General features: G+C 52.8%; 16 protein-coding genes. 13 read left to right on the plus strand and 3 right to left on the minus strand.

Annotation, left to right across the window (positions count from 1 at the left end):
- The 8 genes from NQ012_RS11830 to NQ012_RS11865 all read left to right on the plus strand — a co-directional run.
- Positions 1-150, plus strand: a 150-nt coding sequence (locus NQ012_RS11830) for an integrase core domain-containing protein (protein WP_257065795.1), incomplete at its 5' end; no start/stop codon positions are given.
- A gap of 184 nt (positions 151-334) precedes the next feature.
- The gene (locus NQ012_RS11835; RefSeq protein WP_257067791.1) at positions 335-2,221 is read left to right on the plus strand and encodes a type IV pili methyl-accepting chemotaxis transducer N-terminal domain-containing protein; all 1,887 of its coding nucleotides are present in this window, start codon (positions 335-337) and stop codon (positions 2,219-2,221) included.
- Complete coding sequence (locus NQ012_RS11840; RefSeq protein ID WP_257067792.1) at positions 2,218-2,892, plus strand: response regulator; 675 nt, start codon at positions 2,218-2,220, stop codon at positions 2,890-2,892. Before NQ012_RS11835 ends, NQ012_RS11840 begins: the two co-directional genes overlap by 4 nt.
- A gap of 306 nt (positions 2,893-3,198) precedes the next feature.
- Complete coding sequence (locus NQ012_RS11845) at positions 3,199-3,675, plus strand: hemerythrin domain-containing protein (protein ID WP_257067793.1); 477 nt, start codon at positions 3,199-3,201, stop codon at positions 3,673-3,675.
- A gap of 404 nt (positions 3,676-4,079) precedes the next feature.
- Positions 4,080-5,306: an MFS transporter gene (locus NQ012_RS11850; RefSeq protein WP_257067794.1), complete on the plus strand. Its 1,227-nt coding sequence runs from the start codon at positions 4,080-4,082 to the stop codon at positions 5,304-5,306.
- A gap of 63 nt (positions 5,307-5,369) precedes the next feature.
- Entirely contained in the window at positions 5,370-6,752 is a 1,383-nt protein-coding gene (locus NQ012_RS11855) for a NarK family nitrate/nitrite MFS transporter (protein WP_257067805.1), read from the plus strand.
- A 331-nt stretch (positions 6,753-7,083) separates the two neighbouring features.
- Entirely contained in the window at positions 7,084-9,420 is a 2,337-nt protein-coding gene (locus NQ012_RS11860; protein WP_257067806.1) for a TonB-dependent hemoglobin/transferrin/lactoferrin family receptor, read from the plus strand.
- Between the two features lie 229 nt (positions 9,421-9,649).
- Positions 9,650-10,228, plus strand: coding sequence for a biliverdin-producing heme oxygenase (locus NQ012_RS11865; protein ID WP_257067796.1), 579 nt, complete (start codon positions 9,650-9,652; stop codon positions 10,226-10,228).
- On the opposite strand, the gene NQ012_RS11870 is transcribed toward NQ012_RS11865, so the two are convergent.
- The gene (locus NQ012_RS11870; RefSeq protein ID WP_257067797.1) at positions 10,225-10,647 is read right to left on the minus strand and encodes a DUF4150 domain-containing protein; all 423 of its coding nucleotides are present in this window, start codon (positions 10,645-10,647) and stop codon (positions 10,225-10,227) included. The genes NQ012_RS11865 and NQ012_RS11870 overlap by 4 nt on opposite strands.
- Before the next feature lie 202 nt (positions 10,648-10,849).
- Positions 10,850-14,530, minus strand: coding sequence for a nitrate reductase subunit alpha (locus NQ012_RS11875; RefSeq protein ID WP_257067798.1), 3,681 nt, complete (start codon positions 14,528-14,530; stop codon positions 10,850-10,852).
- A gap of 669 nt (positions 14,531-15,199) precedes the next feature.
- On the opposite strand from NQ012_RS11875, the gene NQ012_RS11880 reads away from it, so the two are divergent.
- The 5 genes from NQ012_RS11880 (at position 15,200) to NQ012_RS11900 (ending at position 21,687) form a co-directional block, all read left to right on the plus strand.
- Complete coding sequence (locus NQ012_RS11880; protein ID WP_257067799.1) at positions 15,200-16,009, plus strand: alpha/beta fold hydrolase; 810 nt, start codon at positions 15,200-15,202, stop codon at positions 16,007-16,009.
- 73 nt (positions 16,010-16,082) lie between these two features.
- The gene (locus NQ012_RS11885) at positions 16,083-17,135 is read left to right on the plus strand and encodes a hypothetical protein (protein ID WP_257067800.1); all 1,053 of its coding nucleotides are present in this window, start codon (positions 16,083-16,085) and stop codon (positions 17,133-17,135) included.
- Positions 17,136-17,139: 4 nt separating this feature from the next.
- On the plus strand, positions 17,140-17,928 hold the full coding sequence (locus NQ012_RS11890) for a TSUP family transporter (RefSeq protein WP_257067801.1): 789 nt from the start codon (positions 17,140-17,142) through the stop codon (positions 17,926-17,928).
- A gap of 92 nt (positions 17,929-18,020) precedes the next feature.
- Positions 18,021-20,219, plus strand: coding sequence for a UvrD-helicase domain-containing protein (locus tag NQ012_RS11895; protein WP_257067802.1), 2,199 nt, complete (start codon positions 18,021-18,023; stop codon positions 20,217-20,219).
- 124 nt (positions 20,220-20,343) lie between these two features.
- Entirely contained in the window at positions 20,344-21,687 is a 1,344-nt protein-coding gene (locus NQ012_RS11900; RefSeq protein WP_257067803.1) for a pentapeptide repeat-containing protein, read from the plus strand.
- A 476-nt stretch (positions 21,688-22,163) separates the two neighbouring features.
- Here NQ012_RS11900 and NQ012_RS11905 read toward each other — a convergent pair.
- Positions 22,164-22,362: hypothetical protein (locus tag NQ012_RS11905; RefSeq protein WP_257067804.1), on the minus strand; the 199-nt coding region annotated here is incomplete at its 5' end.

Below are 22,362 nucleotides of genomic sequence, written 5' to 3' on the forward strand. Positions count from 1 at the left end.
GACAAGCATCCGTTTAAGGATTCGGCACACCGGCAAAAAGAGTTATGTCGTTTTGTTAACTTTTATAACACCGTCAAGCCCCACAAGAGCCTGAAAGGCGACACCCCTTTTGAGGTTTTACAGGCTTATTTTTCTCAACCTGTTGTGTAAACAACCCGACCTTTTCCTACATCTGAAAGATTTTCAGACGGCCTGTTTGATTGCCATTAGCTCTAAAGAATTAGCCCGAACGCACAGTCGGGCTATTTTCATTCAACATAAACTCGTTCATAGTGATAAAACCTTTCTGCTTAAAAGCAGTCTTCCTATCACCCTATCCCGGTTATGCACTGTTATGAAACACCCAAAAAGCCTGTCTTCCCGACTCAAGCTGCTCACCGTTTTATGGGTAACGGCGGCGGTCGGCTCGATTGTGCTGACGCTGCTGCTGTCGTGGCGCTTGGAAGGCGGCGGGGCGGCGATTAACGATGCGGGCAGCCTGCGCATGCAAACCTACCGTTTGGGGCTGCTGATCAGCGAGCGCCGCAGTGCGGAGGCTTTGGCGCGTATCGAGCGTTTCGACCGCACGCTCGCACAGCTGAAGCAGGGCGATCCGGCGCGGCCGCTGTTTCTGCCCGACACCCCCGAAGTGCAGGAGCAGATGCAAACGCTCACCCGCCGCTGGCAAAACGAAATCCGCCCGATGCTGCAACGGGCGGCAACGGGCGGCGGCACCGTGCCGGAGCAGAAGCTGGCGCAATTTGCCGACGCCATCGACGCGCTGGTGCTGTCGGCCGAATCGATGAACGCGCGCCACACCAAATGGCTGCGGTTTTTCCAAAGCGGCCTGATGGTGCTGGTGCTTGTCGGCGCGATGGTGATGGTGGTGCTGCTTTATTTGTGGATTATCCGCCCGCTCGACCAATTGCAGCAGGGCGTGAGTGACATCCACGACGGCAAACTGGGCGTGCAGGTGCCGATAGACGGCTCGGCTGAATTTGCCGAAGTGGACGAAGGCTTCAACCAAATGAGCATGCGCCTGCAACAGCTATACGCCCATCTGGAGCAGGAAGTGGCCGAAAAAACCCGCGACTTGGCCGAAAAAAACTACACGCTGGGCACGCTTTATTTTTTCTCGCGCTTTCTCAACCGCATTCAGACGGCCTCTGAAGCGGGTGAAACCTTTTTAGAGAAAATCATGAACCTTGTGCCCGCCGACGCCGGCAGCATACGCCTGCTTGATTTCGAGCGCGAACGTATGGACTTGGTTGCCCACCGCGGCCTGCCCGAAAACCTGCAAACCGCCGAAGCCTGCCGCCGTTTGGAAGACTGCTTCTGCGGCCGCGCAGTGGCGCAACACGATTGGCAGCCGATTACCTTCACCCGCCCCGCCGAAGCCGGGCAGCAGCTGGCCGGTTGCGAAAAATCGGGCTTCCACTATCTTCAAGTGTTCGATATCCGCTATAACGGTGTCGATTTGGGGCTGATGACGCTCTATTTCAAAGAAGCCTACGAACTCGAGCCCGGTATGCGCGAGCTGCTCGACACCTTGTGCAACCAGCTCGCCGGCGTGCTGAGCAATATCCGCCTGGCCGACGAAAGCCGCCAGCTTGCCGTTTTGCAGGAGCGCAACCTGATGGCGCAGGGGCTGCACGACAGCATCGCCCAAACCCTCACCTTTCTAAACCTGCAAGTGCAGATGCTCGAGAGCGCGCTGGCGGCGCAGGAGCAGGCGCAAATCAGCGAAAACCTGCAATTTATCAAAGAAGGCGTGCAGGAATGCTATGAAGACGTGCGCGAGCTGTTGCTGAACTTCCGCACCAAAATCAGCCGCAAAGAATTCGCCGAAGCCGTGCAAATCCTGAGCAAACGCTTCGAGCAGCAAACGCAGGTTGAAGTGAACACGGTTTGGCGGGGCGACGGCCCCGATTTGAGCAGCGATCAGCAGTTGCAGTTTATTTTTATTTTGCAGGAAAGCCTGTCGAATATCCGCAAACACGCACAAGCCACGCAAGTGGATATAGAATTCGACAACAGCCGCGATTTCGCCATGAGCATACGCGACAACGGCAAAGGCTTCGACACAGGCCGTCTGAACGAACTGTCCGGCAACCACGTCGGCCTGGGCATCATGCGCGAGCGCGCCTTGCGCATCAACGCCCGGCTGGAGATTGATTCACAGAGCGGCAGCCACACCTTAATCCGCCTTACCCTGCCGCAACAAGAAAGAGTTTTATTATGACCCTCGAACACACCACCGAACCCATCCGCATCGTGTTAATCGACGACCACACCCTGTTCCGCAGCGGCATCAAAGCCCTGTTGGCGCGGCAGGAAGGTTTTGAAGTGATCGGCGAGGCTTCAGACGGCCTCAGCGGCGTGAAGCTGGTCGAGCAGGCCGCGCCCGATGTGGTGCTGCTCGATTTGGATATGCCGGTGATGAACGGCCGCGAAGCCTTGGCGCAGATACTCAGCAGCCGCCCCGAGCAAACCGTGGTGATGCTCACCGTTTCGGAAGACAGCGAAGACTTAACCGAATGTATGCGCTTGGGCGCGCGCGGTTTTCTGCTCAAAAACATCCATGCCGAGTTTTTAATCGAATCGATCAAAAAAGCCGCCGCCGGCGACAATGTGTTTTCCCCCGAAATGACCGCGCGGCTGGTGCAGTCTTTAATCAACCCCGGCGCACCCGCCGTGGTAGGCGCGCTCGACAGCCTCACCCAGCGGGAGCTTGAAATTCTCGGCCATCTGGCCGCAGGCCGCAGCAACAAGGTGATTGCGCGCAAACTCGATTTGGCCGAATCCACCATCAAAGTGCATGTACAGAACATTCTGCGCAAACTCGAACTTACCAGCCGCGTGCAGGCGGCGGTGTATGCCGTGCAGCACAACGTGCCGCAGCCGCAGGATTAAGTGCAGCTCAAAGCAGGCCGTCTGAAAAATATTTTTCAGACGGCCTGAACGAATTTCGCAAAGATTAAAACTGCCGGCTAGCGTTTCCCTATCCGCCATATATAGTGGCTTAAATTCAGAATAGTACAGCGTTGCCTCGCCTTGCCGTACTATCTGTACTGTCTGCGGCTCGGCGCCTTGTCCTATTCTGAATTTAAGCCACTATAATTCTTTCAGCCGATGGCGCTTCCCCCTTAATCCTAACGCGCAAAAAGCACGGTTTTTATAGAATAGGTCTGTCTGAAACCCGATATCGAAAGAAGCGCCATGGCAGACTTTTCTATTTGGCAAAACAGCGGCGATACCGCCTTAATCGAGCATATTCTCGCCCGCTACCACCAAACCCACCGCAACCAGTTTCTGGAAATTCTGCCGTTGGCTGAAAAAGTCGCTTCGGTACACGCCGGTGAATTTCCGGCAGAAATCCTGCCTCTGCTGCAAGCCATGCAGGCCGATTTGCTCTCGCATATGCAAAAAGAAGAGCAGGTTCTGTTCCCCATGCTGGCCAACGGCATGGGACGGGGCGCCGCCATGCCCATCCGCGTGATGATGCACGAGCACGAAGAGCACGAACAAACCATCGCCCGCCTTTTGGCGCTTACCGATCATTTCACACCGCCGGCCCAAGCCTGCCCGAGCTGGCAGCGTTTATACACAGCATTGCAAACGCTGATAAGCGACTTGCAGGATCATATCGAATTGGAAAACACGGTGCTGTTTGCCCGCGCATTGGCGGCAGGTTAAGGCCAGTTTGTTTTCTGCATGCGTAGGTTGGGTTGCAAACCCAACCTATTATTTTTTGTAGTTTTTGTTGGGTCTTCGACCCAATCTACCCGTTTTTTCGGAACCACAAAAATTATCGGGTCAAGCCCGATAATGACGAAATCAAACATTTCAGACGGCCTCCATGCGTTTTGCAAAGGCCGCAGGCCGTCTGAAATGCTTTGTTCCCCATTATCCGCGCACCCTTACGGTGTGCTTTTTCCGCTTACTACCAAATAACTATTTTTTTGCACAATTCGGCCTAGTTCGCCTATGCCCAATGCTTTGCGCACTTTCTCCTTCAAGCGCATACGCAGGGTGCGCCGGAAAGCGTAAGGTATGCTGAGCCAAGAATGTTATCGTTATTGCAAGAAAGGACGGGGCGCATGGCCTCTGAAACCTATAAACGCTACTCGGTGCTGGTGTCCAGCACGCTGTCGTTTACCGTGTGTTTTATGATTTGGATGATGCTGGCGGTGGTGGGCATCAAAGTTCAGGAGGAAATGGGCTTCAACCAAACCCAATACGGCATTCTGATTGCGCTGCCGGTGTTGTCCGGCTCGTTAATCCGCGTGCCGCTGGGCATACTCACCGACCGCTACGGCGGCCGCATCGTGCTGTTTGCGCTGATGATGATTTCGGTGCCGGCGATTTTTCTGATGAGTTATGCCACCCATTACTGGCATTTCCTGATTATCGGCCTGTTGATGGGCTTGGCCGGCGGCTCGTTTTCGGTGGGTACGCCTTATGTGGCGCGCTGGTTTCCGAAACACCAACAGGGCATGGCGATGGGCGTGTTCGGCGCGGGCAATGCCGGTTCGGCCGTGAATAAATTTTTGGCGGCCTGGCTGATTACCACCTACGGCACTTGGCAGGTTGTGCCTACCGTGTATTCAGCCATTATGCTGGCGATGGCGGTGATTTTTTGGTTCACCAGCTATCACGATCCCAAGCATCTTGTTTCTTCGAGCGTTACCCTGCGCGAACAGCTCGCGCTGTTGAAAGACCCGGGCGTGCTGCGTTACAGCCAATATTATTCGGTGGTGTTCGGCGGCTATGTGGCGCTGGCCTTGTGGATGACCAAATATTATGTGGGCGAATACGGCATGGGCTTGAAAACCGCCGCCTTTCTGGCCGCCTGCTTCTCGCTGCCCGGCGGCGTTTTGCGCGCGTTCGGCGGCTACCTTTCCGACAAATTCGGCGCTTATAAGGTTACTTGGGCGGTGATGTGGGTGTGCTGGGTGTGCTTTTTCCTGCTCTCCTACCCGCAAACCGATTTGGTGGTTAAAACCACCACCGGCAGCATGAGCCTGCATATCGGCCTCAACGTTACGTTGTTCACCATTTTGATGTTTACCGTGGGCGTGGCCACCGCCGTGGGTAAGGCTTCGGTGTTCAAATTCGTGGCCGACGATTATCCGAACAACATCGGCGCGGTTTCCGGCATTGTGGGGCTGGCCGGTGGTATGGGCGGTTTTCTGCTGCCGATTATGTTCGGCGCGCTCGAAGACCTCACCGGCATCCGCTCCACCAGCTTTATGCTGCTCTACGGCACCGTGTGCGTGTCGCTGATCTGGATGCACTTTTCGTTTAAAGCCAAACGCAACGGCTGAATGTTTTCAGACGGCCCCAACGCTTTCAAAGGCCGTCTGAAAAGTCTCAACAAGGAATACACCATGTCGCATTTAATCGAACACTGGCAGCCGGAAGATAAAGATTTTTGGCAGAACACCGGTAAAAAAATTGCCCGCCGCAATTTATGGATTTCCATTCCCGCGCTGCTGTTGGCGTTTGCCATCTGGCAGGTGTGGAGCGTGGCGGTGGTGAACCTGCCCAACATCGGCTTCAAATACACCGCCAACCAATTGTTTTGGCTGGCCGCGCTGCCCGCCCTATCCGGCGCCACGCTGCGGATTTTCTATTCGTTTATGGTGCCGATTTTCGGCGGCCGCAAATGGACGGCGCTCTCCACCGCCAGCCTGCTGCTGCCCGCCGTCGGCTTGGGCTTCGCCGTGCAAGACCCGAATACCAGTTATATCACCATGATGGTGCTGGCGCTTCTGTGCGGCTTCGGCGGCGGCAATTTCTCATCCAGCATGGCCAACATCAGCTTTTTCTACCCCAAAGCCGAAAAAGGCACCGCGCTGGGCTTAAACGCCGGTTTGGGCAACTTGGGCGTGTCGGCGGTGCAGTTTGTGGTGCCGCTGGTGATTACCGCCGGCGTGTTCGGCGCATTGGGCGGCGAGCCGCAAACTTGGGTGAAAGACGATGTAAGCAAACAGATGTGGCTGCAAAACGCCGGCTTTATCTGGGTGCCGTTTATTATTCTTTCCACGCTGGCCGCCTGGTTCGGCATGAACGACTTGGCCAGCGCCAAAGCCAGCTTTAAAGAACAGGCGGTGATTTTCAGCCGCAAACACAACTGGATTATGTGCATACTCTATCTGGGCACCTTCGGCTCGTTTATCGGTTTCGCCGCCGGTTTCCCGCTGCTCACCAAAAGCCAGTTTCCCGGCATCGACCCCGTTAAATACGCCTTTTTAGGCCCGCTGGTGGGCGCGCTGGCACGCCCGCTCGGCGGCTGGTTGTCCGACAAAATCAAAAGCGGCGCGCTGATCACCCAAATCGTGTTCGCCGGCATGATTGCCGCCGTTATCGGCGTGATTTCCTTTCTGCCCGCCAACGGCGAAGGCGGCAATTTCTGGGGCTTTTTCGCCTGCTTTATTGCCCTTTTCGCCCTCACCGGTCTGGGCAACGGCTCCACCTTTATGCAGGTGCCGGTGATTTTTCTCAATATGCACCAGCAATTCGCCAAACAGGGCTTGGTGAGCGAAGAGCAGGCGCGCCTGAACGCCACCAAAGAAGGGGCGGCGGTGATCGGCTTTACCGCCGCCTTTGCGGCCTACGGCGGCTTTTTCATCCCCAAAAGCTACGGCACATCGATAGATTTAACCGGCAGCGTCAACGCCGCCCTCATCGGCTTTATCGTTTTTTATGTGGTGTGTTTGGTGTTGAACTGGTGGTATTACGCCCGCAAGAATGCCGAAGCGAAATGTTGAGGCGGGCACACCAACCGCAATAAAACGGCAGCTTTCGGAAACTGCGCCATACCCGGGTTAAGCCCGGGTATTTTTGTTGGAGCGGTATCCGAATATCCGCATTCAGACCTAGCGGCATTCTAAGCCTGAGATCTTTGCAAAACTGCCTTCAGGCCGTCTGAAATGTTTGATTTCGTCATTGCTCCCGTATTTTGTAGTCTGATGTAATAAAACCTTTGCAAAATAATTCAAACTGAATTATTATCACAAATAATTACTGATAATAGTTTTTATTAGCTTTATTTTGTATAAAACATTTCACTAAAACCGTCAGAATATATTGGGAGAGATGATGGTAAACACCCGGTTACTGCCTGTTGCCGCTTTTGTGGCCGCTATTTTCAACATTCCTGCTTATGCCGACACGCCGAACCCGCCCGATACAGGGGTTGAGCTGGAAAAAGTAGTGGTGAAAGGCAAGCGCGGCAAGGCTTCTGCCGAGCAGGTCAGCCGTGCCGACATCGACACGCAGATGATACGCAACACCCGCGATTTGGTGCGCTATTCCACCGATGTGGGCATTGCCGATAACGGCCGCCACCTGAAAGGTTTCGCCATGCGCGGCGTGGAGGGTAACCGCGTGGGCATCAGCATCGACGGCGTAAACCTGCCCGATTCGGAAGAAAACACCCTCTATTCCCGCTACGGCAACTTCAACCCGTCGCGCCTGAGCATAGACACCGAGCTGGTGCGCAATATCGATTTGGTGAAAGGCGCGGATTCGTTCGAATCGGGCAGCGGCGCCTTGGGCGGCAGCGTCAACTACCGCACGCTGGAAGCCGCCGACATCGTGCACCCTGAAAACCGTTTCGGCACCCTGCTGCGCAGCGGTTACGCCAGCAAAAACCGCGAATGGGCCAACACCGCCGGTTTCGGCTTCAACGGCGAAACGCTGCAAGCGGTGGCGCTGTATTCGCAGCGTTACGGCCACGAGCTGAAAAGCAATGGCGGGGGCAGTATTTACACCGGCAGCAGCAGCCAGCATCCCGATCCGGCGGAACACCGCCACCACAGTTATTTAGGCAAACTGGCCTGGCAGATAACGCCCGAACACCGCATCGGCGCATCGGTTAACGGCCAAAACGGCAAAAACTACACCGACGAGCGCTCATACAACCTGCTTGCATCCAACTGGCGCGAGGCCGACGACCGCCACAAGCGCATCAACACCAATGCCTTTTACGAATACGCGCCCGATTCCAAATGGCTGTCTGCACTGCGGGCGGATTATGATTTCCAAAAAACCGATTTGGCGGCGGTTAACTACAAAGGTTCAATGGTCTACGACTGGGCCGCGATGACCGAAACGGATGAAAAAGAGCTGGACGAAGTGTTCGACCGCCGCATGAAAACGCGCTACCAACGGCTCGGCCTGCGCGCCGATTTCCAACCGTTCCAAGCATGGGGCGAACACAGCTTAAGCTTGAAAGCCCATCTTGCCCGCCGCGATTTTGAAAACATCAACACCGACCGCCGAGGCATCGGCCGTTCCTACGAATTTTCCGAAACCTACACCATCCAGCACCCGATGCGCACCACCCAACTCGGCCTGTCGCTGAAAGACCGCATCAAATGGAACGACGTGTTTTCGGGCAGCTTCGGCGTGCGTTACGACCGCGAAAAAGTCAGCCCGCAGGCATTAAACGCCCCGTGCAGCACCGCCTGCACCGCCGAGGGCAAACCCGCAGGCAAAACCTTCAATATCTGGAGCGGCTTTGCCGGTGTGGATATGCAGTTTGCCCCCGCGTGGAAGGCCGGCTACCAAATCAGCAGCGGCTACCGCGTGCCCACCGCTTCGGAAATGTATTTCACCTTCGTCAACCCCTACGGCACTTGGAAATCCAACCCCGATTTGAAACCCGAGCGCAGCGTCAGCCACAGCCTTTCGCTGCAAGGCAACGGCAGCAAAGGCACGTTTGATTTGGGCGTTTACCATTCGCGCTACCGCGATTTTCTGTCGGAACAAACCAACCTGATCGAACAAACCCGCTACGGGCGCACCTATCAAACGCCGATGAACCAAACCGTCAATATCGACAAAGCCCGCATTTCGGGGCTGGAATTCAAAGGCCGTCTGAACCTCGACACCGTGTTGCCGGTGGGCGAAGGCTGGAAACTCTTCGGCGCGCTCGGTTACAGCCGCGGCAAACTCTCGACCGACAGCAGCCTGCTGTCTATCCAGCCGCTCAAAGCCGTAATCGGACTCGATTACGAACAGCCCGGCGGCAAATGGGGCGTGTTTTCCCGCCTGAGCTACTTGGGCGCGAAAAAACCGCGTGATGCCAAAGTGGAAGAAATCAACAGCCGCTGCGTGGCCTATACCTATGATTATTGGTACGGGCGCGAAGTATGCGATCGCACCGAGCTGTATAAAGAAACCGCCACGGCACCGCATCTCAACGGTTCGGCTTACGTTTTCGATCTCTACGGCTTCTACCGCCCCACCAAAAAGCTGACCCTGCGCGCAGGCGCCTATAACCTTTTCAACCGCCGATACCACACTTGGGACGCGCTGCGCGGCATCAACACCCACAGCACCACCAACACCGTGGACAGCGAAGGGCTGGGGCTGCAACGCTTCTATGCACCCGGCCGCAACTATGCCGTATCACTGGAATACAAATTCTGAACACTTTCAGACGGCCTTGCTAGGGAGTGTAGTCAGAAGGCTTGCGAAGCGGTTTTTTGAGGAAAAATCCGCAGATGCAAGGAAAAAAGCACAGCAAGATTAGACATCTTGCGAGCATTTTTAACGCCGCAGCTGCGGGTTTTAACCAAAAATACCGCCGCAACGCCTTCTGACTACACTCCCTCGACATCAGGCTGTCTGAAAACAACAAACCAGCAAAGGAAAAATCATGACTACCCAACCCACATTCGCCGAACGCCTGAAAGCCGACACCCGTGCCACCCACGACAGCGTGGACAACTTGGTGATGTCGGTCAAACCCTTCGACAACCGGGCAAACTACATCCGCTTTTTAAACCTGCAATCCGTGTTTCACAAAATCGTCGACGACATCTACAAAAACCCCGCGCTCAACCAAGCCATTCCCGATTTGGCGCATATGGCGCGCTATAACGCCGTGGTGCAGGATTTGAACGACATCGGCCAAAACGAATACACGTTCAGCGGCAAGCTGCCCGAGCCGCAGGGCAACAAAGCCGTAGGCTGGCTCTATTGCGCCGAAGGCTCCAACCTCGGCGCCGCCTTCCTGTTTAAGGATGCCAAAGACAAACTGGGCTTTAACGAAAACTTCGGTGCCCGCCATCTCGATGCCCACCCCGACGGCCGCGCCAAACACTGGCGCGAATTCCGCCAATATCTAAACAACTTAGGATTAGACGATGCCGCCCAAAACGAAGCCGTCGAAGGCGCGCGCGAAGCATTTGCATTTTACAAAACCACCCTACGGCAGATTTTCGGCCTGGCCTAAGACACGGAAGCAACGCTAGATTTTTCTACAGTTTTCCCCTGAGCTTTGGTTGCAGTGGTAGGCAGTAAGGTGGTCGAGCACGTTGTATTCGAATTGCCGGTGCGGATAATGTAGCGGCTGCGGATTTTAACCGAGGAAGAGTGACGCATGGGCCATGCGGCGGCGCCGACGGTGCGGGAGATGACGCCTTTGCGGACACCGGGCTGGTCACCGAAGGTTTTAGGGGCTTTGCTGGCGTTGAAGACGAAAGCGGGCTTACGGTTGATGCGGACGTCGTCGGCGACGGTTTTGGCGTTGCCCAGGTCGGTGAAGAGAGGGAAGGGAACAGGGGGCGCGACGCCGGGGACGAAGCAGAAATCGGGCAGAAGGCAGACGACCCGGAAAGAGCTGTCTTTGCGCGCGATTTTATTGACGGCCATGATATTCCCTTGTGATATTCGAATGGGGCTGTATGATAGCAGAAAATCGTAAATTAGAAACAATAACTTAGGTTTTAGCTGAATGTCATTTTGCCGGAGCGGGCACATTTGCCGGAAGTTCGGCTTTGCCCTGCGCCTTGCCTGCGAAAAATGCCTGCCTGAAAAATATTTTTCAGGCAGGCATTGTGCTTTTCAGACGGCCTTATTTCACCGGTGTATCCATCCAATCGATGTTTTTCATTTTGCGCACAATCACCCATTCGTCGCGGTTGGAGCCTACCGTGCCGTAGTAGTTGAAGCCGTAGGCCAGTTGGGCGTAGCCGCCGATCATATGGGTGGGCTTCAGGATGGCGCGGGTAACCGAGTTGTGGATGCCGCCGCGTTTTTTGGACACTTCGGCTGCGGGGGTGTGGACGATTTTTTCCTGCGCGTGATACATCAGGATCATGGTTTCGGGGATGCGCTGGCTGACCACGGCGCGGCAGGCGATGGTGCCGTTGGCGTTGAACACTTCCACCCAGTCGTTATCCGTGATGCCGGCTTTTTTGGCGTCGGTTTCGCTGATCCAAACGTGCGGCCCGCCGCGCGAGAGGGTGAGCATGCGCAGGTTTTCGGAATAGGTGCTGTGTATGCCCCATTTTTGGTGCGGCGTTAAGAAATTAAGGGTGATTTCTTTGTTGCCGTTGGGGTATTTGCCCAGCAGTTTTTGGGTGGTTTTGAAATCGACGGCGGGTTTGTACACGCACAGGTGTTCGCCGAAATCGCGCATCCATTTGTGGTCTTGGTAGAACTGCTGGCGGCCGGTGAGGGTGCGCCACGGAATCAGTTCGTGCACGTTGGTGTAGCCGGCGTTGTAGCACACTTCTTCGCTTTCCACGCCCGACCAGATCGGTGAGGTTACGATTTTGCGCGGTTGGGCGACGATGTCGCGGAAGCGGATGGCGGTGTGCTCGCTGCTGTTGATCAGGTGGGTATGGTCGCGGCCGGTGGTTTTGCCCAAGGCTTCCCAGGCTTTTTTGGCCACGTGGCCGTTGGTTTCGGGCGCGAGGGTGAGCACCATTTCGCAGGCGTCGATGGCGGTGTCGATTTTCGGCTGGCCAACTCCGGCGCCTTCTTCGCGCACGCCGTTGAGTTTGCGCAGAAATTCGACTTCGTGTTTGGTGTCCCACGCCATGCCTTTGCCGTTGTTGTTCACTTTTTCGAGCAGGGGGCCGATGCTGGTGAATTTTTCGTAGATGGCGCCGTAGTCGCGCTCGACCACGGTAACGGCGGGCATGGTTTTGCCGGGAACGGGGTCGCATTCGCCGTGTTTCCAGTCTTTCGGGTCGAAGGGTTGGCCGAGTTCCTGCGGGCTGTCGTGCATGAGGGGGGTTAAGACGATGTCTTTACGCACGCCGAGGTAGTCTTTGGCCAGCTCGCTGAATTTTTTGGCGAAGCCTTTGTAGATTTCCCAGTCGGTTTTGCTCTGCCACAGGGGCTGCACGGCTTCGGTGAGCGGGTGGATGAAGGGGTGCATATCGGAGGTGTTGAGGTCGTCTTTTTCATACCAAGTGGCGGTGGGCAAGACGATGTCGCCGTAGAGGCAGGTGGTGGACATGCGGAAATCGAGCACGGTAAGCAGGTCGAGCTTGCCTTCGGCGGCGGGGCGCACGGTGATTTCAGACGGCCTGATGCAGTCTTCGTCGTTTTCGTCGCCCAACACGGCGTTTTGGGTGCCGAGCAGGTATTTCAGAAAATATTCGTGGCCTTTGCCGGATGAGCCGAGCAGGTTGGAGCGCCACACAAACAGGTTGCGCGGGAAGTTTTGCGGGTTGTCGGGATCGTTGCAGGCCATGTCGAGCGAGCCGTCTTTCAGACGGCCTGCCACATATTGCGCGGCATCGGCGCCGGCGGCTGCGGCTTCGTCGGCAATGTCGAGCGGGTTGGCGCTTAATTGAGGGGCGCTAGGCAGCCAGCCCATGCGTTCGGCTTTGGCGTTGTAGTCGATCATCGAAATACTGCCCATGCTGCCGTCGGCATTGGGGGCGAGGATTTCGTCGGCGCCCACTTTTTCATGCCGCCATTGGCTGGTGTGGGCATAGAAGAACGAAGTGCCGTTCATCTGGCGCGGCGGGCGGTGCCAGTCGGTGGCGAAGGTGAGCGGAATCCAGCCGGATTGCGGGCGCAGTTTTTCCTGCCCCACATAGTGGCACCAGCCGCCGCCGGATTTGCCGATGGCGCCGCACATCATCAGCATGTTGATGATGCCGCGGTAGGTCATGTCCATGTGATACCAGTGGTTGAGGCCGGCGCCCACAATCACCATGCTGCGGCCTTCGGTGTCGTGCGCGTTTTGGGCGAACTCGCGGGCTACCTGAACCACCAGTTCGGGTTTCACGCCGGTGTGTTTTTCCTGCCAGGCGGGGGTGTAGGGCTTGTCTTCGCGGTAATCTTTGGCCGAGTTTTCGCAGCCCAAGCCGTTGTCGATGCCGTAGTTGGCCACCATTAAATCGAACACGGTGGCCACCAGCGCGGTTTCGCCGTTAGCCAGCGGAATGCGTTTGGCGGGCACTTTGCGGTAGATCATGTCGTCGTGTTCGCCGCCGAAATAGGTGAAGCCCACGCTGGCGGTTTCGTCAGCGCTGTTTTTCAGCGACAGCGCGCCCTGCGCTTCTTTGCCCTGCGCGAGGGTTTCGAGGTTCCATTTGCGGCTGCCGTCCCAGCGGAAGCCGATGGAGCCGTTGGGCACGGCGAGGCCGTCTGAAAGCTCGTCCCACACCAGCGTTTTCCATTCGGGGTTTTGCGCTTCGCCGAAGTTACCGCTCAATTCGGAGGCGCGCAGGAAATATTTGGGCGCATAGCCTTTACCGTCGGCTTCCAAGCGCACCAGCATCGGCATATCGGTGAGGCGGCGGATGTAGTCGGTGAAGTAGGGCGAGGGGTTTTCGAGGTGGAATTCTTTTAAAATCACATGGCCCATCGCCATCGCCAAGGCGGCGTCGGTGCCTTGTTTGGGGGCGAGCCAAATGTCGCCGAACTTGGCCATTTCGCCGAAATCGGAAGAAACGGCCACGGTTTTGGTGCCTTTGTAGCGCACTTCGGTGTAGAAGTGTGCGTCGGGCGTGCGCGTCATCGGCACGTTGGAGCCCCACACCATCAGATAATTCGAGTTATACCAGTCGGCCGATTCGGCCACGTCGGTCTGTTCGCCCCAGACTTGGGGGCTGGCGGGCGGCAGGTCGCAATACCAGTCGTAAAACGATAAGGCCACGCCGCCGAGCAGGCTTAAGTAGCGCACGCCCGCCGCATAACTCACCATCGACATCGCCGGAATCGGCGAGAAGCCGATTACGCGGTCGGGGCCGTAGTTTTTCACGGTGTAGGCATTGGCCGCCGCCACCATTTCGTTGGCCTCTTCCCAAGTGGTGCGCACGAAGCCGCCCAAGCCGCGTTGGGTTTTATAAGATTTGGCGCGCGCTTCGTCTTCCACGATATACGCCCACGCTTCAATCGGATTCATGGTTTTGCGCGCCTGCCGCCACATTTCGGCCAGCACGCCGCGCATCATCGGGTATTTCACGCGCTGGGCGGAATACACATACCAGCTGTAAGAAGCCCCGCGCGGGCAGCCCCTCGGCTCGTGGTTGGGCAGGTCGGGGCGGGTGCGCGGATAGTCGGTTTGCTGGGTTTCCCAAGTGATCAGGCCGTTTTTCACATACACCTTCCAGCTGCACGAACCGGTGCAGTTCACGCCGTGGGTGGAGCGCACCACTTTATCGTGCTGCCAGCGGCTGCGGTAGGCGTTTTCCCACTTGCGGTCTTCCGTGGTTAACACGCCGTGCCCGTTGGCAAACGGCTCGTGTTGTTTGCTGAAGAATTTCAGGCGGTCTAAAAAGTGGCTCATGATGTATTCCTTTGGCTTGTCGTTTCAGAGAGGCATATAGTGAATTCACTTACTCCGTTACAGCGTTGCTGCGCCTTGCCGTACTATCTGTACTGTCTTCGGCTTGCTGCCTTGTACCGAAGTAAGTGAATTCACTATTGCCTGTCTGAAAAATAATTTTTTACACTTTGGAATATAAAACAGCCTCTCGCCGGAAAATATGCACCGAAAGGGTTTGCCGCCGCAGCAAAAGGCTAGGAAAAAGCGGGCGTTTGAATTAGCGGGCTAGTTCTTTGGGATTAGAAAACCGTCAGGCCGTCTGAAAACCGGAATGTGTTTTCAGACGGCCTGATGTCCATACCGCCGCGTTAAAAAACCGCCGTCATACTCGGGCTTGGCCCGAGTATCTTGGCGGTTCCGCAAGAAAGGGGAGATACTCGGGTCAAGCCCGAGTATGATGGGAATATTTAAATTTGATGATGGGTTTGCAGGCAGAAAGGCCGCTTGAAAACCAAACCTTTTCGTTTTCAAGCGGCCTTATCCCTTAAAATAACGCCCATCTTTAATATTTTTCAGACGGCCTTAGATTGGAATTTCGGTATTTCCGCTATGCAAGGATAACGGTAAGAAACTTTGTATGATGTTTTTTAAATTTTGCAAAGGCCTCAATTTTATATGGTTTGATTTAATATGATAAATATTTATTCTGAATCTAAAATCAAAGAAGCTTTGCTGTTTCCCATGCCTCCGCCAGGAAAAGCTTATTATTTTATGAAGCAATTTTCTAATTACGAGCTTGAGGGCAGGTTTTTAGAAGGAAAAGGCAAGATAAAAATATTGGCCATACATGGCGGGATGTCGGACTATACATCATTAAATCCGATTTTGTATACCCTCCAACAAAACGGTATCGGTTCCTTATCGTTTAATTTAAGCGGGCACAGCCCGTCAACAAAGCATATTCAATCCTCGTTAAAGCAAAATATAGATGAAGCTGCTGCTTTTGCAGAAAGCATAAGTATTCCTGAGGTTGTTATGGGGTATAGCTTGGGCGGATATGTTGCATTGCAGTTGGCCAGGCAGTTAAATATAAGAAAAATTTTATTATTCTGCCCGGCAATTTATACAGATGATGCCGTTGATGCTCCCTATGGCAAGATGTTCACACAAAAAATTTCCCAAGCATACAGTTATATGGATAGTGAGCTGTGGGCTTTTTTAGAAAATTATAACGGCAAATTGTTTCTGATTACGGGAGAGTTTGACGGTTGGAAAACAAGCAACGGGAAAAGCAAGGGGTATTTTTATCATAGTGGCCAAAGATTATATTCACCCATACCTTATGAAGTAAAGCAACGGTTCAAAAATATTATATATAAGAATCAGAACATGAAGAAGGAAGAAATTCTTGGAGCAGACCATTTTTTAGCAGATTATTTTAAAAAAAATACAAGTAATTATTTTATAAGGGAAATAATTGACTTTGTTTGCCAAGAATAGTTAGTATTGCCTCTCTTTATCCAAGGGATCTAAAAGAAGTTTTGAGTAATTTAAACTAAAAGAAGGAGCCGTAATGGTGACAAAATTTAAATCGAACATTCATTTTTCATGTGAAATTGCCGAATTGCTACAAAAAGAAGCCGTTCAGATTGCAATAGGCGGAGGGGTTCAAGCAATAGGATCCCGAGAAAAAGCAAAAAATGCAGCACGCAAAATAATCGGATTACTTGATTCAAGCCAGAAAGAAGAAATTCAAAGATTTATTAATCGAGATACTTGTTTGATGGTTTTTACAGGCTTATATGACAGAAATATTGACGGTTCGAAAACAGCCCCTCCGGATGAGCTGCCCTCTTTAAAAGAGCTTGAAACTGATTTGGAGTGTATTAAACTAGGAGCATCCAATCAAATTTTATTAGAAATGGTAAATCAGTTTGCCTTTGCATATGATATTGACAACTATGGGAAAATAATGCGACTGGTTGGTAATTTCAAAGGAGGCGGTGTCAATAAATTAAGTACGGAGAAAGCTGAAAATGTTGATAAAAGCTCTCACTCAGGGATTGCATTAAGTGCTCATACGGAAGCTCCCTATCATTGTATTTCAACTGTTGAGGCAGGGCATTCCCCTGCACCTTCTTCATTGATTCTTACAGCAAGATGGAACCCTCTGTCAGAACCTACAACAGTTATTCCGATTTCCTCTATTTTAAATAAATTGAATTTTGAGGAGGTGTTGGCTTTAAGTACCAGAAATTTCGACTTTACTCGTAGTGAAACCTTTACAGAAGGAAAGGGAAGCGGCGGTCAAAATGTATCTATTTTGGAGGTGGATAAAAATGGTAGGATAGGTATGAAATATAATTCATATCGGTTTACTGCAAATGATAAAGCACCTGAGTTTGTGAAAAAAACATTAGAAAAATTTAATGAATTGATTCAAGAAGCATATCAAGATAAAATTGATTTGCAGCCTAGTGTTTCCATCATAATTAATAATACATTAGCTTTACATTGTAGGGATATTATTCAAGATAATCGGAGGTTGTTAGTAAGGCTTTTTGGTTATAGAAATGATATAGATTATATTAGCCTTCAGAATGATCCCCCGTTGGTGAAAGGGTAACGGTATGGAGGAGATAACGGTTATTCTAATATTGGCATTGGTTGCAATGTTTGCTGGATTTGTTGATGCAATAGCAGGAGGTGGGGGGCTGATTACCCTTCCGGCATTATTGTTGGCAGGTGTAAATCCCGTATCTGCTATTGCTACAAACAAACTGCAGGCGGCTGCGGCTACTTTTTCAGCAACAGTGGCATTTGCCCGAAAAGGGTTGATTCAGTGGCGTACGGCTTTACCGATAGCAGGAATGTCTTTTTTAGGAGGTGTCATAGGGGCGGTATCAGTCAGCCTTATTCCTAAATCGATATTGCTGGCTTTAGTACCAATACTGCTGATATGTGTAGTTATTTATTTTATTCTTTCTCCAAAGCTTAATGATGAAAACAGGAAACCCAAAATATCTTATTTCCTATTTTCTTTGACAGTTGCTCCAGCGTTAGGGTTTTATGATGGGGTATTCGGCCCTGGAGTAGGCTCTTTTTTCTTGATAGCATTTATTGTTTTGTTGGGGTGTAAGCTGTTGAGCGCCATGTCTTATACAAAATTGGCAAATGTGGCTTGTAATTTAGGGTCATTATCTGTTTTTTTAAGCCAAGGGGCTATTATTTTTCCTATAGCGATATCTATGGCAATAGGTGCTTTTATCGGGGCACACTTTGGAGCTAAATTTGCAGTCAAATTCGGTTCGAAATTAATAAAACCATTGCTAATTATAGTTAGTTTGTTGATGGCAATCAGGCTTTTGCTTCATAAAGATAATCCGATATTTCAATATTTGACTACAGTTAGCTTATAAGTCTGTTCTGAAAGGCCGTCTGAAATTCGTTTCAGACGGCCTTATCCCTTACAATAACGCCCATCTTCAATATTTTTTCAGACGGCCTGATTATGCTTTCCCAAAACCCATCCGCCGGCCTGCTGCAAGGCTTGAATCCCGAACAACTTTCCGCCGTAACCTGGCCGCCGCAATCCGCGCTGGTGTTGGCGGGCGCGGGCAGCGGCAAAACCCGCGTGCTCACCACCCGCATCGCCTGGCTTCTGCAAAGCGGGCAGGCCGGCGTGCACAGCATTCTGGCCGTAACCTTCACCAACAAAGCCGCCAAAGAAATGCAAACCCGCTTGGGCGCGATGATTCCCGTTAACGTGCGCGCCATGTGGCTGGGCACTTTCCACGGCCTGTGCCACCGCTTTTTGCGCCTGCACCATAAAGACGCCGGCCTGCCTTCCACCTTTCAGATTCTCGACAGCGGCGACCAGCTCGCCCTGATCAAACGTCTGCTCAAACAGCTCAACATCGCCGAGGAAATCATCGCCCCGCGCTCGCTGCAAGGCTTTATCAATGCCCAAAAAGAAAACGGCCTGCGCGCATCGCAGCTCACCGCGCCCGACCCGCACACCCAACGCCTGATCGAGTGCTACGCCGAATACGATAAAACCTGCAACCGCGAAGGCGTGGTCGATTTTGCCGAGCTGATGCTGCGAAGCTACGAAATGCTGCAAGCCAACGAAATCTTGCGCCGCCACTATCAAAACCGCTTCAACCATATTTTGGTCGACGAATTCCAAGACACCAACAAACTGCAATACGCCTGGCTGAAATTAATGGCGGGCGATTCCGCCGCCGTGTTCGCCGTGGGCGACGACGACCAATCCATCTACCGCTTCCGCGGCGCCCACGTCGGCAACATGACCGCCCTGATGCGCGAATTCAACATCGAAGAGCCGATTAAGCTCGAACAAAACTACCGTTCGGACGGCCACATCCTCGCCGCCGCCAACGCCGTAATCGAAAACAACGCCGAACGGCTCGGCAAAAACCTGCGCACCGACGCCGACAACGGCGACAAAATCCGCTTCTATACCGCCCCCGTCGATTTCGACGAAGCACAATTTATCATCGACGAAGCCAAATCCCTGCAACGCGAAGGCTGGCCGCTCGACCACATGGCCGTGCTCTACCGCAGCAACGCCCAATCGCGCATCATCGAACAAGCCCTGTTCGCCGCCGGTATCCCCTACAAAATCTACGGCGGCCTGCGCTTTTACGAACGCCAGGAAATCAAACACGCGCTCGCCTACCTGCGCCTGGCCGTCAACCCCGACGACGACAACGCCCTCTTGCGCGTGATCAACACCCCCCCGCGCGGCATCGGCACCCGCACCATCGAAAACATCCAGGCCGCCGCCGCCGAGCAGGGCATATCCCTCTGGCAGGCCGCCTGCGGCATGGGCGCCAAAGCCACCAAAGTCGCCGCCTTCGTGCGCCTGATCGACAGCCTGCGCGCGCAAGCCCCCAACGTATCCCTGCAAGAAATGATGCTCGCCGTTACCCGCGACAGCGGCCTTGTCGAATACTACCAAACCCAAAAAGGCGACCACCAAGACCGCCTCGACAACCTCGACGAGCTGATCAACGCCGCCGTCGCCTTCAGGCCGTCTGAAAGCAACTTCGAAATCCTGCCCGACAACGCCGCCGAAAGCCCGCTGTTTCCCATTCTCGCCTTTTTAAGCAACGCCGCCCTCGAATCCGGCGAAAACCAGGCCGGCGCCGGCGAAGAAGCCCTGCAAATGATGACCGTGCACGCCGCCAAAGGGCTGGAATTCGACGCCGTTTTCCTCACCGGCATGGAAGAAGGGCTGTTTCCCAGCGAATACAGCCTCGCCGAGCGCGGCGGCCTCGAAGAAGAACGCCGCCTGATGTATGTGGCCATCACCCGCGCCAAAAAACGCCTCTACATCAGCATGGCCCAACAGCGCCTGCTGCACGGCCAAACCCATTTCGGCATCGTTTCGCGCTTTGTAGAAGAAATCCCGCCCGAAGTCATCCACCGCCTCTCGCCCGCCCCGCAGCGCTTCAACAGCTTCACCGACGCGCCCAAAGCCAAAAACCGCATCATCGAAACTTATGATTTACCCCAGCAATACCACGGTTTCCGCATCGGCCAAAACGTGCGCCACGCCAAATTCGGCACCGGCGTGATTATCGACGCGGTGGACAAAGGCGAATCGGCAAGGTTGACGATTAATTTCGGCAAAGAAGGGGTGAAGGATTTGGATACCAAGTTTGCGAAGTTGGAGGTGGTTTGAAATATTTGGAGGAGATTTGAAATCTGATATGGTATTGGATATTAATAGTGAGCTACCAAATATCCTTATGATTTTTTAGGAAGAATATAGCATATTTAATTGATTTAAATAAAAGAATTAAATTATGGATACTGAATTTAATACAACTGAATTTACAACAATCCTTCGAGAGCATAATTTATGGATTAACAGCGGAGGGGAAGAAGGAACACAAGCCGATCTTAGAGGGGCAAATCTTAAAGATATTAGTATTGGGAATTGGAATCTTAAAAAAGCTCTTCTTCGCTCAGCCAATTTTGAAAATGCTCAGCTTGAAAAGATTAATCTCGAAGAAGCCGATCTCTCAGGAGTAAATTTTCACGGAGCTAACCTTCAAGGTGTAAATTTTCGAGGGGCTAATTGTGAAGGTTCAACTTTTGAAAGAGCCAAGCTTCAAAATGCTAATTTTCAAGGAGCATATTTGGGATATGGCAATCTTAAGGAAGCTGATCTTAGAGAAGCAAATTTACAGGGGGCGTATTTACGAAGTGCCAATCTTGAAGGCGCCGATTTAGGAGCAGCCAACCTTAAAAGAGCAAGTTTTGAATTAGCTAATCTGGAGAGGGCTAACTTGAGAGAAGCTAATTATGAAGGAGCCAATTTTAGGGATGCGCATTTTGGGGCTTCTTTAGGTACAGCTATTGCTTTAGGCATTATTAATTCTGCCGATACATTTCAATTAACACAAAGTATTCATCAATATGAACAAGAAATTGATGAATTAAATAAACAGCTAAACAATATTCAAGATAATGGCGGGCAAGTAGAAGAGATAAAGCAAAAGCTGGAAGAAACACTGAGCAGCAAACAGCAAATCGAAGCACAACTGCAACAATTACAAGAGCAAAATAAAAAGTTAAAGGGTGAATTAAACAGCCGTATTGGTGAAGCCAAAAAATCATTAGAAAATGCTCTAAAAAATACAACTAATCAAATTGAAAAAAATGTTGAACTCGCAGAAGAATTCGGAAAAATTGCTAAAGTTGTTCTTGCTTTGGTTGCTGTGGCAATATTTCTTATTCCGCTTTATGCTATTTGGAGACTTGAGCAATTTCCGAAAGAAAGCTGGCATATGGTGTTCTACACCTTTCCCGTGATTGCCATGATTTTGATCGCCACCACCTTATTGCGCCATCAAAAAGCCCTGCTCAACGAAGTGCGCCATTTCTCAATGATGAAACACCAAATCGAGCTGTACAGCGGCCTGCTCGAAGCCTCGCAACATGCCGCCGCCAGCATGGGCGACCCTGAACAAGCCGACCGGTATGTACAGGAAACCTTTACCCAAATCCGCAACCGTTTGCTCTCGGCGCAGACCCAGCAAGAGCATCATCAGGCAGCCGACGGCAGAGAAGACGATACGGCCTCGGATAAAATCGTTAACCTGTTGGATAAGATAGCCGATTTGGCCAACAAAAAGCCGTCTTAAATACCCCATGCCTGTCTGAAAAAACAGTCGCTGCTTATCAAACCAAACAAGCCTTACGGCTTGTTGCCCTCTCCCCAACCCTCCCCCGAGGGGGAGGGCGTGCCGTGGCTGTTGGGTTTTCATTTGCGGGTTTTGGCAAACGCCTGATTCTACCTGCTGCCTTGAATTCATCCGCAATCTGCTCCCTCTCCCGTGGGAGAGGGTTGGGGAGAGGGCTTTTTGGCGTTTCGGTAATGCCTAACGGTATAAGGCAGGGCTGAAACCGGTAAGCGTGTATGGTTTATAAAGGCCGTCTGAAAACCTTTTCAGACGGCCTGAACAATTAATATTCACGTCATACCGGGTTTGATTCGAGTATCTGTTATTTCTTCAGGAAAACCAAAAAGATACATGGGGCAAGCTCGGGTATGACGGGTTGTTTTGGGTATGACGGGGTTATTTGCAGATTCGGTAAACCCCGTCGGCCTTATCCGACGCTACCCGCCGTAAACCGCCACAAACCTCAGGCGCACGTAGTCGGCGATGGTTTGGCCGTTTTCGTGCGGCAGCAGGGTTTCGGCGGTGGCGGCGGCTTCGGCCAGCACGGCGGTGCGTTCGGCGCTGCTCATGGCGGGCAGCATCGGTTCGGCGAAGGTATCCAGCCAGCCGGCGGCGCCGGTGGGCAGGGGCGTGGGG

Source organism: Neisseria dentiae (genome assembly GCF_024580525.1).
GTDB classification, from domain to species: domain Bacteria; phylum Pseudomonadota; class Gammaproteobacteria; order Burkholderiales; family Neisseriaceae; genus Neisseria; species Neisseria dentiae_A.

Bases quoted from the DNA above. Each gene is read 5' to 3' on its own strand.
- NQ012_RS11835 (WP_257067791.1), top strand. From the start codon at position 335: ATGAAACACCCAAAAAGCCTGTCTTCCCGACTCAAGCTGCTCACCGTT.
- NQ012_RS11840 (WP_257067792.1), top strand. From the start codon at position 2,218: ATGACCCTCGAACACACCACCGAACCCATCCGCATCGTGTTAATCGAC.
- NQ012_RS11845 (WP_257067793.1), top strand. From the start codon at position 3,199: ATGGCAGACTTTTCTATTTGGCAAAACAGCGGCGATACCGCCTTAATC.
- NQ012_RS11850 (WP_257067794.1), top strand. From the start codon at position 4,080: ATGGCCTCTGAAACCTATAAACGCTACTCGGTGCTGGTGTCCAGCACG.
- NQ012_RS11855 (WP_257067805.1), top strand. From the start codon at position 5,370: ATGTCGCATTTAATCGAACACTGGCAGCCGGAAGATAAAGATTTTTGG.
- NQ012_RS11860 (WP_257067806.1), top strand. From the start codon at position 7,084: ATGGTAAACACCCGGTTACTGCCTGTTGCCGCTTTTGTGGCCGCTATT.
- NQ012_RS11865 (WP_257067796.1), top strand. From the start codon at position 9,650: ATGACTACCCAACCCACATTCGCCGAACGCCTGAAAGCCGACACCCGT.
- NQ012_RS11870 (WP_257067797.1), bottom strand. From the start codon at position 10,647: ATGGCCGTCAATAAAATCGCGCGCAAAGACAGCTCTTTCCGGGTCGTC.
- NQ012_RS11875 (WP_257067798.1), bottom strand. From the start codon at position 14,530: ATGAGCCACTTTTTAGACCGCCTGAAATTCTTCAGCAAACAACACGAG.
- NQ012_RS11880 (WP_257067799.1), top strand. From the start codon at position 15,200: ATGATAAATATTTATTCTGAATCTAAAATCAAAGAAGCTTTGCTGTTT.
- NQ012_RS11885 (WP_257067800.1), top strand. From the start codon at position 16,083: ATGGTGACAAAATTTAAATCGAACATTCATTTTTCATGTGAAATTGCC.
- NQ012_RS11890 (WP_257067801.1), top strand. From the start codon at position 17,140: ATGGAGGAGATAACGGTTATTCTAATATTGGCATTGGTTGCAATGTTT.
- NQ012_RS11895 (WP_257067802.1), top strand. From the start codon at position 18,021: ATGCTTTCCCAAAACCCATCCGCCGGCCTGCTGCAAGGCTTGAATCCC.
- NQ012_RS11900 (WP_257067803.1), top strand. From the start codon at position 20,344: ATGGATACTGAATTTAATACAACTGAATTTACAACAATCCTTCGAGAG.